The sequence below is a fragment of the Parabacteroides sp. D25 genome (genome assembly GCF_000307475.1).
Lineage (GTDB): Bacteria > Bacteroidota > Bacteroidia > Bacteroidales > Tannerellaceae > Parabacteroides > Parabacteroides distasonis.
In genome coordinates this window covers 110,608-128,738 of record NZ_JH976502.1, presented here as the reverse complement: position 1 = coordinate 128,738, position 18,131 = coordinate 110,608, and the positions used below count along the sequence as shown (strand labels likewise).

General features: G+C 42.8%; 10 protein-coding genes. 4 read left to right on the top strand and 6 right to left on the bottom strand.

The genetic code is table 11. From position 1 onward, the window contains the following. The first annotated feature begins 107 nt into the window (after nt 1-107). Complete coding sequence (locus HMPREF0999_RS22655; RefSeq protein WP_005854067.1) at nt 108-278, top strand: hypothetical protein; 171 nt, start codon at nt 108-110, stop codon at nt 276-278. Between the two features lie 104 nt (nt 279-382). On the opposite strand, the gene HMPREF0999_RS07420 is transcribed toward HMPREF0999_RS22655, so the two are convergent. From HMPREF0999_RS07420 to HMPREF0999_RS07405, 4 genes are all read right to left on the bottom strand, one after another. Further along, complete coding sequence (locus tag HMPREF0999_RS07420) at nt 383-3,142, bottom strand: GH92 family glycosyl hydrolase (RefSeq protein WP_009275577.1); 2,760 nt, start codon at nt 3,140-3,142, stop codon at nt 383-385. Between the two features lie 83 nt (nt 3,143-3,225). Further along, nucleotides 3,226-4,857: a RagB/SusD family nutrient uptake outer membrane protein gene (locus tag HMPREF0999_RS07415; RefSeq protein WP_008779952.1), complete on the bottom strand. Its 1,632-nt coding sequence runs from the start codon at nt 4,855-4,857 to the stop codon at nt 3,226-3,228. A 20-nt stretch (nt 4,858-4,877) separates the two neighbouring features. Beyond that, nucleotides 4,878-8,327 (bottom strand): TonB-dependent receptor, encoded by a 3,450-nt coding sequence (locus HMPREF0999_RS07410; RefSeq protein ID WP_010184122.1) that lies wholly within the window; start codon nt 8,325-8,327, stop codon nt 4,878-4,880. A gap of 42 nt (nt 8,328-8,369) precedes the next feature. After that, nucleotides 8,370-9,317: a FecR family protein gene (locus HMPREF0999_RS07405; RefSeq protein WP_005854048.1), complete on the bottom strand. Its 948-nt coding sequence runs from the start codon at nt 9,315-9,317 to the stop codon at nt 8,370-8,372. Between the two features lie 236 nt (nt 9,318-9,553). Here HMPREF0999_RS07405 and HMPREF0999_RS07400 point away from each other — a divergent pair, with 236 nt between their 5' ends. Then, nucleotides 9,554-10,135, top strand: a complete 582-nt coding sequence (locus HMPREF0999_RS07400; RefSeq protein ID WP_008779950.1) for an RNA polymerase sigma-70 factor — start codon at nt 9,554-9,556, stop codon at nt 10,133-10,135. A gap of 51 nt (nt 10,136-10,186) precedes the next feature. Here HMPREF0999_RS07400 and HMPREF0999_RS07395 read toward each other — a convergent pair whose 3' ends face one another. After that, nucleotides 10,187-11,215 carry a pyridoxal phosphate-dependent aminotransferase gene (locus tag HMPREF0999_RS07395; RefSeq protein ID WP_008779949.1) on the bottom strand — a complete coding sequence of 343 codons (1,029 nt, stop codon included), beginning with the start codon at nt 11,213-11,215 and terminating at the stop codon, nt 10,187-10,189. 46 nt (nt 11,216-11,261) lie between these two features. Continuing rightward, on the bottom strand, nt 11,262-14,261 hold the full coding sequence (locus HMPREF0999_RS07390) for a glycoside hydrolase family 3 N-terminal domain-containing protein (RefSeq protein WP_009275574.1): 3,000 nt from the start codon (nt 14,259-14,261) through the stop codon (nt 11,262-11,264). A 114-nt stretch (nt 14,262-14,375) separates the two neighbouring features. On the opposite strand from HMPREF0999_RS07390, the gene HMPREF0999_RS07385 reads away from it, so the two are divergent. Both HMPREF0999_RS07385 and HMPREF0999_RS07380 read left to right on the top strand, forming a co-directional pair. Continuing rightward, nucleotides 14,376-17,012: a TonB-dependent receptor domain-containing protein gene (locus HMPREF0999_RS07385; protein WP_009275573.1), complete on the top strand. Its 2,637-nt coding sequence runs from the start codon at nt 14,376-14,378 to the stop codon at nt 17,010-17,012. Nucleotides 17,013-17,017: 5 nt separating this feature from the next. Then, the gene (locus HMPREF0999_RS07380) at nt 17,018-18,034 is read left to right on the top strand and encodes a DUF4249 domain-containing protein (RefSeq protein ID WP_009275572.1); all 1,017 of its coding nucleotides are present in this window, start codon (nt 17,018-17,020) and stop codon (nt 18,032-18,034) included. Nucleotides 18,035-18,131: the final 97 nt, after the last annotated feature.

The window sequence follows — 18,131 nt, the reverse complement described above, 5'->3', positions numbered from 1 at the left end:
GCTAATTTCAATCGTTTCATTATTTTTCTCCGAAAATATTTTCACGATCGGGTTATTATTGCTTTATTTGCGGTAGAAAAGAAAATAATTATAAAATATCTATAACCATGAATGAGTTAATTAAAAATCTAGGAGTGATCGTACTCATTATTGGTGCGGCAGTTTTGGCTGTACCGTTTTTCACCGGAGGTATGACAAATAGTATTCTACTTACAGGTCTGGGATTGGTTCTCCTTGGCTATTTTGGTCATATCGTAATCAACAAACGAGTAGAATAATACACGCTACTTAGATTTAAAAGGAAATGAAAAAGGATGTGCCTCATTGTTACGCACATCCTTTTTTTGAATCATCACACAAATTGAGAGATATGCCCAAATCGTTATTGAGTTCCCCATTCCTTGTTTGGTTTATCGCCAAGCCATAATTCCAAAAGGCCACCTTGCTCAAATACGGTATGCGGCAATTGATATTTATGATACATCTCTCCGTTCAAAGAAGCTTTCTGGATATAACAATTCTCTGGGGAGTTATCATGTACTTTAATCTTAAACTCGTTCCCTTTATAATACCGAGAATCCAATCGAATCGTAATCTCATTGAAAACAGGGCTTGTAATATCATACATCGGATTATAGGCAGAGCCTCCATCCAAACTGAATAATCCCATAGCCATCAGTGCACTTATTCCAGCCATCTGTCCTTGATCTTCATCATTTTCGCCGTAGCCTCGCTCTGGCGTAATATCACCATAGGTCTGTTTAGCGACCTGACGCACCCAATATTGAGTCAGCCAAGGCTTTCCTACATGTGAGAAAACGTGCGCATTCGAGCAACCAGGTTGAGTGGCATAACTAACATAACTAGACAGGAATCTTGCATTTTTCGACATCTCAAACACATAATTCAATTGAGTAGCTAAGCTGTCATTACCTCCCATCAAACGAGCCAATGTTTCAATGTCATGAGATAATCCAAAAGTAGCCTGCCAAGCATTGGCTTGTACAAACCCACGCTCGGACAAAGGATCCAAATGGACCCACTCTCCTGTTTCTTTTCTAGGCATCATCAACCTCAAATCCGGATGCCAAGACGCAGGCCAGCCCAAGGAACGATTTCTATAATAATTATAATCCTTGAGTTTTCCCATAGCTTTCGCCATTTCTCCCAAAGCCCAATCCTCAAAGGCCCATTGAATAGTCAAGCCAGCCTCTTCTGGGCAATATCCATGTTTAATATAGAACTCCAACTCTTTATCCATATCAAAGGCAAGCATACCACCTTTCTCATGATTCCTTTTCATAGCCGCATATCCCTCCTTGGGCAACCATTTATGAAACACCCCCCGCTGATAAGCGGAAGTAATCAAGGAGGTAGCCGGACAGCCCGTCATAATATAAGTATAAGACCCTATGGACGGCCCACGAGGTAATAGACCTCCATTCTTGTCATATTCGATAAAAGAAGCGGAAAACTCGTCTAAAACAGAAGGATACGCCAGTCCCCACAACGTGTTTAAATTCCACTGTGTCAACCATATAGCATCTGAATTATACATATGAAACCTTGATTTTCCTGTTTTATCTTTAGGCAAAGTCCGTACTTGGAATTTAGGAGCAATCGTATGTATCCTTGTTTGTTTTCCAATACGTTCTCCTCCGGACAAATAATCCGGATACTCGCCATTGCTATCATCTATCTTATGACGCCCCAACAATACGTGCCACAAATCGGTATAAAACTTGGTCTTTTGCTGAAAAGAACCACCTTGCACATCAATTTTTCCCAACCACTCATTCCAAATACGCTCGGACGCACTCTTAACTTGATCAAAATCCCAATGTTTACATTCCCGCTCTATATTCTCACGGGCATTTTCCTCACTCACATAAGAGATAGCGGTCTTCAACAACAGCTCATCACCAGCCTTAAAAGATCCAAAACAAGCTTCTACGCCAGAAGAAGGAGATTGTTTAAAAGAAGACTTAGGCACGGTAATTAATTCTGGAGAACCTATCAAACTATTGATATCCGTTTCCTTTCTATCTCCAACCCAACCGTTCAAAGCATCCATAGGTTTATCAAATTGAACAACAAAATAAACTTTAGCCACATCGACACCTCCCCATACACGACCAGCCGTATCAAAATATCCGGAGATCTCTGTATCATTCACCTTTGTCACATGAGCGTTCAACAAAGTAGAAGTAGCTATATGACCTCCCAGATTTACCAAGACCTTCGCCAAACCATCTTGCGTATACGTAAAACGATAAAGTCCTACCCTATCCGTAACCGTCTGTTCTACCCATATTTTATAAGTATCCAAGAACAAACGGTGATAACCAGGTTGGACAATCTCATCATCATGAGAAAAAGAAGAACGCCAAACCTTATCTCCTCTGCAAACATCTACCTCATCTTTCACCGGCATCAAAGACAATCCTGAAATCATCCAATTATGAATTTGAGGGAAGCCTAAAACCTTAGTAGAATTATAATTATAACCTCCTCCTCCTTGATTGATATTGCGGGTTAATGGAGCGGAACTTATCATACCGAAAGGCAAACTTCCGGTCACAAAGAAAAAATATCGACCTTTAGCGGTCTCGACATAAGGATTCACCCAAGAGATATAATCCGGATAAGACTCAGGAGCAGGATACACCTCTATCTCAGACAGCCCTAAATCTTGTCCTTCTCCATCCGTCATTTGAAAACGAATCCATTCCGTCTTCCGAGTATCAAATTCAACCACCCTTGGCGCTCCATCATTGGGAATCAAATTAACCGTTACCGAACTACCGTCACTAAAGAACAAGGTACCCGCAGCACAATGGCTTCGCTCATCCACCCGATCGTATAAAATAACCTTATTCGTATAAATCGCATGATCCCAATCTAATTGTATCCAAGGATACGGATACACCCGACCACGCGCATCCAATTTTGTCTTGGCTACCCATTCTCCCTTTCCGGAAATACGAATCACCTGATCTATCACATACTTACCTTCCTGCTCTTGGCTCAAGGCAGACGAACAGGAAACTTTAGCTTGATAAGCGACATTATGAGGGGTTGCCCATAACTCATAACAGGTAGTCAAACACAATAGATATAAAATAACTCCTAGCTGCTTCATATTTTTTATTACATCGTGAAAAAGCGGTGCATCAAATGGATATTAAACTATTTGACACACCGCCTTTTCTTTCATTTAATTTATCAATAACCCGGATTCTGTTTCATTACTTCCGTACCACAAATATCAATCATAGACTGAGGTATCGGGAAATACTCATGCTTACCTTTTACGAAATGAGCATTTTGCAAGTGGGAACGGAACACTTTCTCTTTGGCGATATAAGCGTTGATAACTTCATCCGCGACACCCCAACGCACCAAATCAAAGAAACGAATTCCCTCATGCGCCATCTCCAAACGTCTCTCCATACGTAACGCTTGCACGGCTTCATTTTTTGATTTAAAAGGCTCATCATAAACCCCTACCTTATAATTAGCAGCATCTTGTGATTGATCCATTGTCTTGACATGCTGAGTATTTTTCGCACGCTCTCTAATCATATTGATATACTTACGCCCAGTCTCTAAATCACCTGTCTCAATAGCAGCCTCAGCTCTCCACAATAACAAATCCGCATAACGAATCACATAGAAATTCAAAGCATTCACATAAGGCCATATCGGCGAATAATAAGTAGAATTCAATGAAACCAAACGCTTCTTCGGGCTATACGGGCCATACACACTAGCCTCTCTAGGAGTCCAATCATACAATTGTACATCCATAAACGGTATATTTGGTCTAGCTAATGTATGATCCAAACGAACATCTACATAGTCATTCTCTGACACATCTTTACCATCATTATAAGGCAAGCCTTTAACATCCGTTTTATAAGCATTTACCAAATTTTGAGTCGGCCGCAAAAAGCCATATACAGGATAAGGACCTCCCGGAGGCAACAAGCGATCGCCATAACTTCCGTTCTCATTATTGGGAGAACCATCATTAATGGACAGCTGGATCGCAAAGATAATCTCCGAGCAATTATCATTTTCAGGCAAGAACACATTCCGGAAATCAGGGAATAGCTCATATTTTCCAGATTGAATCACCTCATCACAAGCTTCCAAACATTCTTTCCACTTGGACTGATATAAATAAACCTTTGCCATATAAGCTCTAGCTGCCATTTTAGTAGGCCGGCCATAATCCGCTTGGCTCTCCGGCAATACTTTATAAGCAGCAGAGAACTCTTCTAAAATCTTCTCCCACAATTGATCGGATGAAAACTCGATATTCGATTTCTTATTGTATTCATTTGGATCCACCAACGTTTCATCGATCCAAGGAATCTGATTATAAATGATTTTTAAGTTGAAATAATAATGCCCCCTCAAAAAGCGCATCTCAGCTAAACGCTGTTCCTTGTTTTTAACCTCACTACCATTCAATAAACGAATCGCTTGGTTACAACGTTTTATTCCCTCATAAAGAGCAGCCCATCGAGCTTCAAAGTCAATCCCTGTGGGATTCGCATTAAAGATCTCCATCAAATGGATTTGGTTCTGGTCACCGGTACCGCCGCCACCTTTATACGCATCGTCAGAGACAACATCCCCGAACTGCCAGTTTGAGCAACCGGAATTAATCGCATCAGAGGCATAATACCCATCCAACACAGCATATGCACCGGTCACGATACCCTCTATATTTTCCTCACTCTCTACCTGTCCGGGCAAGAACTCACCCACAGGCTCCTCAGAAAGGAATGAGTCCGCACAAGAACACATCATCAACGCTGATGCCGCAAAATAAAATATCTTTTTCATTGTATATATCTCTTTTTATGTTAAAAACTAACGTTAACCCCTAAAGTAAATGTTCTTGGTAATGGATACACTCCACGATCCACCCCCATATCCAAATTACGATTCTCAGAAGAATAACTCTGCAAACCAACCTCCGGATCAATACCTTCATATCCCGTTATGGTAAACAAGTTCTGTCCTTGCAAATAAATATACGTACGTTTCAACTTCAACTTAGATGCTACTTTATCCGGTAGTGTATACCCCACCTTTAAGTTCTTTAAACGGACAAAAGAGGCATTATGGATATAATAGGTAGAAGGACGAATATTATTATTCGGATCATCCAATGTGACACGAGGTATATCCGTATCCGTATTATCCGGACGCCAAGCATCCAAGATCGTAGAATTTTTATTATATTGAGCCTGGTTATAAAACTCACCCAAATAATTCGTCAAATTATAGACCTCATTACCAAATACACCTTGGAAGAAGGCACTAACATCAAAGTTTTTATAATTGAAACCCAACGTCAACCCCATGCTACAATCAGGCAACGGATTTCCCTTGAAATCGCGGTCATCACTATTGATAACGCCATCTCCATTCAAATCCTTGAAGCGAATATCACCCGGTTTCGCATTCGGTTGTAATAACTCACCTCTATCATTCTTATAGTTTTGGATCTCCGCATCGCTTTGGAACAGACCATCAGCCTCATACACGAAGAAGGATCCGATCGGTTGTCCTACCGCTGAACGAGAAGTCTCTTGATCGAAATTACGTCCGTGAAGTTCACTACTGGAAAGACCTATATAATCCACCCCATTCAGTTCGGTCATTTTATTCTTGATAACAGAGAAGTTATATGCGACAGAGAAACCAAAATCCTGATTGATTTGCTTTTGATAATTTATCTCCATCTCAAAACCTTTGTTGTTCATCTTACCTACATTATCCCAAACAGTCATATTTGTTCCCCCGATCGAGGCAGGTAAGGCTCTACGCCACAATAAGTCCTTGGTATCTTTATTAAAATAGTCCAAAGTCAAATTCAAGTCACCATTCAAAAAACCCAAATCCACACCGACATTCGTTTGTGTGGTTGTCTCCCATTTCAAATTAACGTTTCCGTTTCGAGTCTGCACCAATCCTAGATCTACACCACTTTGATTTCCATCAATCGGGTAATTCGAGTTCGTAGAATTACTCTTATATGAGTCAATCGTCGCATACGACGGAACATCCGAGTTTCCATTCTGTCCCCAACCAACGCGTACTTTCAAATTACTAATTGCCTCAACATCAAAAAACGGCTCATTACTAATGCGCCATCCAACTGATGCCGCAGGGAAATTACCCCATTTGTTATTACCTAAACGAGATGAACCATCCCGACGCAAAGTAAACGCCACCAAATACCGATCATGATAATTATAATCGAGCTTACCGAAATAAGAGACCATACTATACTCCGTAGCAGCACCCGAGTTCTTCTGGGTTCCTACATCTCCCGCATCTAAAAAACGGAAGTTAGGATCGTCTGACGGAAAACCGTCTCTTGAAGCTGTAAAATACTCATATCTATTTCTCAAAGACTCCATACCTAATAAGGCATTGATCGTATGGTCGCCAAATGTCTTATTATAAGTCAAGGTATTCGTGAATACCCAGTTAAAATTCCAAGCATTTCGGTTGGATAAACTACTTAATTTCTCCGAGGCATTCAACTCATCATATTTTGGACTGAAAGAACGTCTATACAGATTATTGTAATCAACACCAAAAGAGGTCTTAAACATAAGCCCATCGAACAAATGCAACTCGGCATACAAATTACCTACCAAACGGCTCTTCTTATCTTGATTATCCTTGTTCCTATACAATTTACCCATAGGATTCGGAATATCCGAGAATACATTTCCGGCATACTCATCTTCCAGATTTTTCACGGGCGTGATAGACTGGAATTTATAAGCCTCATACAAAGTTCCTCCCAAGGCGGCATTGTTAGAGACACTAGTTCCCCAAGAATGAGAAAGAGAGATATTTTCTCCTATACGGAAATGATCATCAAACAATTTATACTCGGAATTAAAACGACCACTCACACGCTTAAAATCGCTAAACTTAACCAATCCCTGCTGATCATAGTATCCCAACGAGAATAATTGATTAGATTTTTTATCCGCTTTCGTAAAAGAGAGATTATAAGACTGTACTACGGCCGCACGTAAAATCTCATCGACCCAATCCACGTCATCAGAAGGGATTAAATGATCACTATCCAAATATTCAGGAACAACTGCCTGATCACCATTTCCGTAGATATCATGCGAAGGAGTTTTTCCATCATTTTTCATTGCCTGCCACAACATATCGCCAAACTGTTGCGCATTCAACATCCTCAATTGTTTCGCCGCTTTTTGTACACCAAAGTAAGCATCTAAATTGACATTAAATTCACCCTCTTTTCCTCTTTTTGTATTGATGATAACGACACCATTAGCGGCACGAGCTCCATAGATAGAGGCAGAGGAAGCATCCTTCAACACCTGCATAGATTCGATATCGTTTGGATTCAAGAAATTGATACCACCATCCACAGGAATACCATCAATGATATAAAGCGGATCATTGTTACGGATCGTACTGAAACCGCGAATACGCACCGCAACTCCTCCACCCGGCATATTATCCGGCATCACGTTCACTCCTGAGAGCTTGCCCTGCATCATTTGGTCTACGCTAGAAACCGGTGTATCTTTCAAATCATCGATCTTCAAGACCGAAACCGCGCCTGTAAGATCTTTTTTACGGGATACACCATAACCTACGACCACAACCTCATCCAAGTTTTGTGAGTCCTCTTTCAACGAAATAGTCAAATCTGTCTTTGATCCGGGTACTAATTCCTTTGATAAATAACCAATATAAGAAACAACCAATACAGCATTATCCGGAACTTCCAGCGTGAAACGCCCATCAATATCTGTAATCGTACCAACAGTCGTTCCTTTCACCAATACATTTGCGCCAATTACCGGTTCTTGGTTCGAATCCAATACGACTCCTTGTACCGTATGTCCTTGTTGCTGCGCCAAAGGAATAGATTCTAATTTATGCGATAAGATAATCTGCTTATCCACAATCTTGTAATCGACATTCATGTTATCGAAGACCCGGGATAAAACCAAATTAATATCCTTATTATTGGCCTCTAAATTAACAACACGGCTCACATCCAAAACATGATCCGCATACAAGAATGAATAACCCGTTTCCTCCTCTATCCGATCGATCGCTTGCTCCAACGTAGCGTTTTTCAACGACAAGGAAAGTGTTGTTGTCTGTGAATAAGAGGTACCTGCATATAACTGGAAGGCAGTCAAGAATGTAAATGCCGTACCAAGATTTAAGATACGATTCGATTGAGGTAAATACCGAGTAAGATTCCTCTTACGTAAATGAAATGCACTCATAAGCATGTAGATTTAGTGATTACACAAAATTTATTTTGAAATGATTTTTTATCGTTGATAAACATCTATCCTCTGCCGGACAAACGTGGAATCCGAATGAGAGGAAAGTTGTCGGGCAGACCATTCAATAGGGGCAGTCTGTTTTAGATAATCCAATATTTGCTCCAAGGTCTCATTTGTGAAAGTCGCACGGTATTTATACTCCGCATTCGAGTTCTTATGCAGTACGATCTCCACATTATATCGTTTTTCCAGTCGCTTTAGTACCTTCTCTAAAGGAGTATTTCGAAATACCATCCGCCCCTTTCTCCAATCCATCTTCTCATCCAAATTGACAGCAGAAACACGGAACACACCGCTTTCCTTATTAAGCACGACCTGTTTGTTCGGTTCCAAGCGGATCCGTTCATCGTTCCGGATAACATCGATCTTTCCTTTTTCCAGCACAGCCTCGATAAAAGGTTCATCGTCATAGGCATTCACATTGAACTTCGTTCCATACGCTATTACCCGCAATCCCTCAGAGGTAGACACACTAAAAGGATGTTCCGGATCGGCTTCAACTTCAAAATAGCCCTCACCAAAGAGCTGAACTTTACGTTCTTTCTCATCAAAGACCGATGGATAAACCAAGCGGCTGCCGGCATTCAACCAAACAACAGATTGATCAGGTAACACCAAACGGGTAATTGTACCAGGCATGGAACTAATCTCCGCAAAAACCACAGATGCCCCCGTCTTAACATTCCTACCTGTGGTATAATATAAATAAGAAAAAAATAACGAGGATATGAGCAACGGTACTACAAGAATAGCTGCGGCACGGGTAAAAAACAACGAAAACATCCTCATAGAGGCTTTCCGCTTAGCACGACGTTCCATGCTTTGCCAAGCCTTATGCACATCTATCGCTTGGTATTCTAGCATATCCTCAGACAGAGCTTTAATCTTCTCAATCTGCCGTAATGTACTTTTTTCGTCTCCGCTTTCTCGCATATATGATTGTCTTTTTCTATATAGACACAGTCAAAACAAAAACACGACAGCAAAACGACTTTTTTTATATTTTTCTTCCTCTTGTACCCCACAATAAAGCAAGGAAATCACCTAAGCAGGTATTGCCCAACACGTATATATGTGTGGGCCCTCCTCACCAATTGCACAAAAAGCAAGGATTTTAGCTTGTGAAACAAAGGGGAATATATTCTAAAAATATATACATTTGTCCCATTATGGAAAGAAATCCAACAATGACTGATATCGATTTCCTTTTACGGCAAATCACGACCGAGGATAATAAGCTCTCCTTCCAACGTTTATTTGAGTTATATTATCCGGCTCTTTGCATATATACCAAACGTTTTATCTCTGACCGGGAAACGAGAGAAGATATCGTACAGGAAGTTTTTTCCTCCATCTGGGAAAATCGTAAACGCATCGTAATAAGAACTTCCGCGCGCAATTATCTCATCACAGCTACCAAGAACCACAGTCTCAACTATCTGCAACGCAATCACGAAGAATATGTAGACCAGTTCTCTCAAGAGCAAATCCCTATCTATGCGGAAAGTGGCGAGGAGCTTTATACTTGGGAAGAATTACAAACCCTACTTCGAGAGGCACTTGCTAAATTACCTGAAAACTATCGATATGTATTCGAGAAGAATCGCTTTGAGAATAAGAGTTACGGCGAGATCGCGGAGGATATGCAAATATCCATACGGACAGTAGAAAGATATAAAAATAAGGCGATTGAAATATTAAAGACAGAGTTGAAAGACTACTTGCCCCTGTTCATTGGTTGGCTATTTTAACAAAAACTTCCGGAAATACCCACATACCTCCGGAAGTTTCTCGTCCTCAATTTATTGTTGCTCCAACCAAACCTTCACCCCTTCAAGTAAGATCTGGTTCTCATCAGACTTCTGGGTAGAGAGCCGTAGATAAGTCTCATCCAAGCCCCGGAAATTCGAAGCGTCACGGATCAAGATTCCGTAATTATCTAAAAGGAATTGCTTTAAATCAGCGGCCGTGCCCTTCTTCAAACGGACAAGGAAGAAAGTCGTAGAGGTCGGAATTACCTCCAAGCCATCCAATTTACTTAATTGATAAATAAAATCCGCAGTCTCACGCTGCCATTTACGGATCGGCAACGTAAATTGCGCCGGATGGATCAAGATATATTTACTTGCCTCGATAGCGATAGCATTTACCGACCAAGGTATGATATACTTGTTCACTTTCTCCGCGATCTCCGGAGAAGCGACCAGATAACCGATACGCAAGCCGGGGATATTATAAGCCTTCGAGATAGACTGGACAAGGATTAAGTTCTTATGCGTTTTCACGTCACTCGGCTTTAGCATGTCTTCCGTCGTAAAAGCCACGTATGCCTGATCAATAATGAAGGTAGTCTGCGGATTCGCCGAGATCAAACGGAGAAGCTCCGTACGGTGGATCAGCTTTCCATCCGGATTATTCGGATTACAAATCCAACAGAAATCCTGTCCCTCCAAGGATAACTCTGATAAATCGTCCGATGTCGGGAAGAAAGAGATCTCATGCTCATGCAAACGGCAAGCGTCCTCATATTCAGAGAAAGAAGGAATAGCGATCATGGATTTCGCACCTCGCCAAGCTTGCGCTAACAAATAAAAAGCCGTGATCGAGCCATTCGTCACTACAATATTCTCTTCCTTGATCTCATACCGGCGGGCCAACAATCTTTTCAAAGTAGCGGCGTCCGGCTCCGGATAACGAGTCAGCTTATCAAAATGCTCGATCAAATGTTCCTTCAGTTTATCTAAATTAGCTCCGTGCCACACATTCGAGCTAAAGTTTATCTTTACCTCGTTCTTTGCGTTATAAAAATCATCACCGTGTCCGTATAACATATACCTGCTTTTTAATTAATACCTATCTGTTAAAACTGTCACAAAATTACGAATCTTTTTGGCTTTTCCTATCAATCGCCTTATAGATCGCATCCTGTATGCGAGTACGTATATCAAGCGATCCCAGTTTATTATTTGCCCGGCTAGGATTCACCCGGTTACTCAAAAATATATAAATAAGCTGGTTATCCGGATCTACCCAAAAACAAGTACCCGTAAATCCTGTATGTCCATAGACTGAGGCGGGAGCCAAAGCCCCACAAGGCGAGGCTTTCGGATTACCAATCACCGGCTTATCAAAGCCTAACCCTCTACGGCAAGTCGGGCTCTTGCTTTGTGTAAACAAACGGCTGGTTTCCAAAGAAAGATAGCGCTCGCCGCCATAAGTCCCTTGGTTTAGCATCAATTGGAGCACCTTCGCCAAATCATTCGCATTCGAAAATAATCCGGCGTTTCCAGAAACACCCCCTTGAAAAGCGGCTGCCTCATCATGTACATATCCGCGAAGCAATTGGCGGCGGACAAATCCATCTTGTTCCGTAGGTACAATTTGCAAGGTATCCATTCGCTTCAACGGATTATAAGTGGTATGCCAAGCCCCTAACCCGCTGTAGAAATCATCCCGAAGAAGCTGGTCCATCGGAGATTTCATCAGATTTTCCACCATCATTTTCAGCATAATGAAATTCACGCAACTATATACGTACCTACCTCTCGTACCCAAACGGGATTTCTTGATATCTTGAAGGATCGTATCTTTAAAGGAATCACTCACATAGAAATTACGGGCTACCTCAGTCGTAAATCCGGGTTTCCGTGTATCTGATACTATATCCGGAAGATATTTAAAATCATTCCGGACATACGTTTTAGCGTCAAAACGAACCGGGTGCGTGGCGTTCTTCGCCGAACTATATAAACTGCCTTTATAACTATCCTTATCAATAGCATCCAGATAGAAATTAATAGTTGGAGTCACTCCCGATTGATGATATAGTAACTCTTTTATCGATAAATCCTTTTTATTAGACTCTTTCAACTCCGGTATAAAATCGGAGATCTTATTGTTCAAGGTGAATTTCTTCTCATCATACGCTTTCATGACTGCCAATAAAGTCCCCGCCGCCTTCGATGCCGAAGCCAAGTCATAAACTGACGCCTCCGTGACCGGCTGCCTACTTTCGTAATCAAAATAACCAAACGATTTATTATAGATAATCATGCCGTCCTTCGCAACCAACACTTGGCATCCGGGATAAGCCTTCTCATCCAATCCCTCTTTAACGATCGACTCAATTACATCCAAACGGTCCGGGTTCGCTCCTACCTCTTCCGGCTGGTGATACCCCAAACGAGTCTTCTCCGTAAAAACACCGGTACCCGCATAATACAATCCCGGAATCGAAACCGGAAGTTTCCCTTTCGCCGCAATACCACCGAATATCACTTGGGCCGCATATTCCTGCGCTAAGGGAGTGCCCTCGTAAGCCAACACGACCGCCTTCGCCTTCTCGATCGACTTCTTATATTCCTTACAAGCATATGGCAAGGTAAAGAAAGCATAGACCAACTCTTTCTTCGCGGCCAACTGCCTCAACGCTAAACTCTCGGGAATGCGAATCGTATGTACGCCACAAATGATCACGTCGTATTTTTGCAATTTATTATAAACCTGCTGGACTTGGGCAGCCGTAGAACGCCGTCCGATGCTAAAGCAAGCGATCGAATCATATTCGCCCAGCATTTTCTGGAATTCATTACCAACCCCGTCTCCAATCGAGAGCGCCGCGATCTTTTTCTTATTCAACTGTTTAAGAGGTAAGATCGTATCCTCATTCTTCAAAACGGTAATAGCCTCCGAATTCAACTTCGCCGCCATCCATGCCGCATGCGGAGAGTTCAAACGTTTCGATAAGCCTTTTGTTTCGACCGGCTTATAGGCATTCAATCCAGCGATATATTTGTACCTTAATATTTTCAAGCACTTGGCCTCGATCGCTTCCAGATCCAATACCCCTTCTTCAATAGCCTCTTTCACGGCCTTAAAATCATTGATTGGAGCGGCCGGAGCGAGCAAGATATCATTCCCCGCAAGCAAAGCCTTCACCGAAGGATTATCCGTTTTCTTTGTGGAAGCCCCTTTCATCGCTAAAGCATCCGTAAAGCACAGACCTTGAAAACCGAGTTCTTTCTGTAATAGATCCGTCACTACCGCCTTGGAGAAAGAAGCCGGCTTATGACTTTTATCCAAAGCTGGAACGTAAAGATGTCCCGTCATTATCCCGCCGAACCCATCATATATATAACGTTTAAAAGGAAGAAGTTCCACGCTATCCAAGCGGGCCCGGTTATGGCGCACAACGGGTAATGTCTCGTGCGAGTCCTCGGAAGTATCTCCATGTCCGGGGAAATGTTTGGAGACAGACAAGATGCCCGTATTTTCCAATCCTCTTGCGTAAGCAATACCTTTCTCCGACACAGCCTCCGGATTCTCGCCAAACGAACGCAGGCCGATCACGGGATTATCCACATTGCTATTCACGTCCATATCCGGAGCGAAATTTATATGAATTCCCATTTCCCGGCACTGCCGTCCCACCTCTTTTCCATATTCCTCGATCAAGGCATTGTCCTCGATAGCGCCTAGCATCATGTTTTTCGGGAAACGGGTGGTTCCACTTAATCGCATGGAAAGTCCCCACTCCCCATCCAAAGAGACCAACATCGGAATCCGGGAAGCCTTTTGCAAACGATTGGTCACCTCCGCCTGCGTCACCGGATCCCCTTTATGGAATAAGATGCCCCCGATCTTGATATCGTTCACGTAACGCATGAGCCGTTGCATATTCCGGTTATCGGATTTAGGATTCGCTATAACCATAAATAACTGCCCGATCCGTTCATCATAACTCATAGCGTCAAACACGGAATCAACCCAATGATTCATCTTTTCCTGATCCACCGCACGATAAAGGTTCGGGACTGTTTGCGCCCCACTCGATAAAAGGGAAATACAACACAAAAGCAAGATACCAATCTGTCTCATCACAACATTATCATTATTACTCTCCAAAAATAAGAAAATATCGCAATAGTAACGTGAATTGTGATAGGGGTTTTTACTATCTTTCCTGTCTCGTAATAAAAAAGGAAGTACTTCATGAAGCTAATACTACTCATAATCTTGATTATCTTCGGCTTTCAATCAAGCGCTTGGGGACAGGCGCCGACTCTCAGTATCGAGGCTAAACAAGAACCGATCCAAGAAATCATGAAAAAAATAGAGCATCAAACAGGCATGACATTCTCCTACGATCCTTCTATTCTCAAAGGTATTTCCCGGATTACATTCAAATCTGATAACCAATCCATATCGGAATGCCTTACCCGGCTATTCCAAAAGCTCCCTCTGTCTTATCAGATAAACGGTACCCACATCATCTTGAAGAAACTCCCCCGCTCAGTAACCATCAGCGGATTCGTACGGGATAAAGCGACTACAGAATATCTAATCGGGGCCTCCGTTTATGACTCTCGCACACAAAGGGGCACAGCTACCAATAACCACGGTTTCTTCAGTCTAACCTTACCGGTCGGGGTAGTCCGTCTGGAGACTTCCTACATCGGATACGGACGTTTCTCACATACATTCCAACCGCTCGAACGGGATACCGTGATGGAAATTCTGCTGGAAAGCGGTGAGGCATTGGCCGAAGTTGTCGTTACCGGTAGTAATGACACACAAAACCCGATACAAGCCCCTCAGATGGGAACGATTAAAATAACCCGGAAGATGATCAAGACCATCCCGACCTTATTCGGTGAGGCTGATGTGATCAAAGCCCTGCAAACCCAACCCGGCGTATCAGCCGGAACGGAAGGATTAGCCGGGATGTATGTCCGTGGGGGGAATGGAGACGAGAACCTGTATATGATAGACGGAATCCAACTGTATCAGGTCAATCATCTCGGAGGACTTTTCTCCGCTTTCAACGCCGAGGCTTTGAAAGATGTGGATTTTTATAAATCCGCTTTCCCCGCCCGCTATGGGGGAAGGCTTTCCAGCGTAGTGGATGTGCATACTAAAGATGGCAATATGAAAGAGTACCATGGTAGCGCTATGCTAGGATTGACCTCCGGTAACTTAAATTTCGAAGGGCCGATCATTAAAGACCGGACTTCGTTCAACGCCTCCTTCCGTCGCTCTTGGCTGGATGCCTTATCCGCACCGGGTTTGGCGATCTACAATAAAATTCAGAAAAAGAAGGGGGAGAAATTCAGCGCACGCTATGCTTTTACCGATCTGAACCTAAAAGTGAACCACCATATCAATGACCGGAGCCAAGCTTACGTTAATTTCTATTTCGGACAGGATTTCCTAAAAGGAGGAAGTTCTGAGTTCTCCGTAGGTGATGATATAACCCCTTTCGAGAACAAGGACTTTGGAAAGATGCGCTGGGGTAACATCGCATTATCTTCCGGCTGGTCGTATGTGTTTAACAACAAGATGTTCGGTACCGTCACCTTGGCTTATTCCCATTATCAATCCAAACTAAAACAAGAGACTTCACAATACTACGGAACCGAGGGTGACAAAGATTATTCTTCACGGTTTATCGAGACCTCAACCCGAAACGGTATCAATGATTTCGGAGTCCATGCGAACTTCGACTATATTCCTACCTTGGCACATCATATCCGTTATGGTACCGACTATCTTTACCATCGTTTCAGCCCGGAATATATCGAGGAAAAGACCTCCGAGAATTTGTCTCCGACCAAACGAACTACCGGAGACGAGCGCCTTTCAGCGAATGAGTTGGCTGTTTTCGCCGAAGATGACTGGGCGATATCTCCCATTGTCCGGGCTAACGCCGGATTACGCCTGAACATATACAATATACAAAAGAAGACATATGTCTCCTTAGACCCTCGTTTATCCGTACGCTTCCTGCTCACGAGGGATCTAAGCCTTAAGGCCTCATACGCCCGGATGAATCAATACGTACATCAGATTAGCGAAAGTTATATGAGTCTCCCTACCGATATGTGGATGCCGGTCAGCAAGAAATTAAAACCATTGGTGAGTGATCAAGTATCCGTTGGCGCTTATTACAATCTGCACAAGAACTATTCCTTCTCGGTGGAAGGTTATCATAAATGGATGAATCACCTACTGGATTATAAAGATGGTTACAACTTCTTACCCTCGTTCGTCGGTTGGGAGGAGAAACTGGCCGCCGGTAAGGGGTGGGCCTATGGAGCGGAGTTTATCGCCCGGAAAGAGACGGGGCGTATAACAGGATGGATCGGATACGGACTAATGTGGAGCGACCGGCAGTTCGACGAGATTAATAATGGCAAACGTTTCCCCGCGAAATACGATAACCGCCATAAGCTGAATATCGTCGCAAACTGGAAGATCAACGAGAAATTGGAACTAACAGGAAGCTGGACTTTCATGACCGGAAACCGGGTTACGGTGGCATTCGAGAATTACGAGGATTTGGGCCTCACTCCTGTCCCTCCGCTCTTACCGGAAGGAGGCTTGGACTATTTCACGGAGCGTAATAACGTACGTCTCCCCGCTTACCACCGCTTAGATCTGGGGATTAATATTTATCGACCTAAAAAGAACGGCCATCTCGGTATCTGGAATATCAGCGTATATAACGCTTATTGCCAGATGAACCCGATAACTATCCATAAGCGGTCTTGGATAAACTATAGCCATTATTTCGAGACGTTATCGCTCTTACCGATCATTCCGTCTATATCATATACTTATAAATTCTAAAGAACATGAAACCTATATTCTATTTATCAATCTTATTATCCAGCATGCTCCTAACCTCCTGTTACAGGAAGTTTGACCTAGAGGAATATCGTACTACACCAAAAATGGTGATCAACTCGGCCTTCTCGCCAGATACAGTCGTAATGGCCAGCATATCCCGCACATGGTTTCACTCAGAGAGCAAGCCGGACGTAACGATTCGAAACGCCAAGGTGGAATTATACATAGACGGGATCTTCAAGGAGGAGATGCCTTGGAAAGAATATTCCTATTGGAAATCTTCTCGTTGGCTCGGAGAGGATCGAGGTGGATGGGTAACAGATACGCTTTATATATCGAATACGGTTCCACAGCCCGGACAAACCGTAAAGATTGTAGCTTCCACCCCGGAATATGGAACAGCCTCGGCGGAAGATAAGATTCCTTCCAAGACCGAAATCAAAGGCCTGCGCATAATTCCCCGTAAAGAAGCTACCGGCAACGGCGGTACCCTTGTCGATGGAGATGGGAATATCTCCTACATAGAAGAAAACGATGTGCTTATCTATCAAATCACTTTCCAAGATACCCCGGGTAAATCAAATTACTATTCTCTACAGATATGGGGAGATGACGACCATCTTGGTGTCCTGTTGGACTTCTCCGTAGATCCCGTATTCACGCAGCAACAAGGTATCTTGGATGAGGTTTTCGGCTCCTCGATGGTAAATTGGCGGGGACGGGTATTTTCCGACGAGCTGTTCGACGGGAAGGAATACACGTTGCAAGTAAAAGAACAACTTAGGTCCGATACTAAATATTATACCAAACGCCATATTCGTTTATATTCCCTGTCCGAACCCTATTACCAATATCTGCTATCTTTACAAAACATCAAGAATGAAGGTATCATGGGCGGACTTACGAATGTAGGTCTGGCCGAGCCTGTCCGAATCTACAGCAATGTGGAAGGAGGAACGGGAATCGCTGGTGGATGTCAATGGTTTGAATCCTTGGTAGACATAAAAGATTTAATCAAATAGCGAGCAAAAAAGCATCTATCTATTGCGAATCAAATATTTATTTCGTTACTTTGCACCCGCTTTACGTAATCTCTGTCGGGAAATGTAGCCCGTTAAA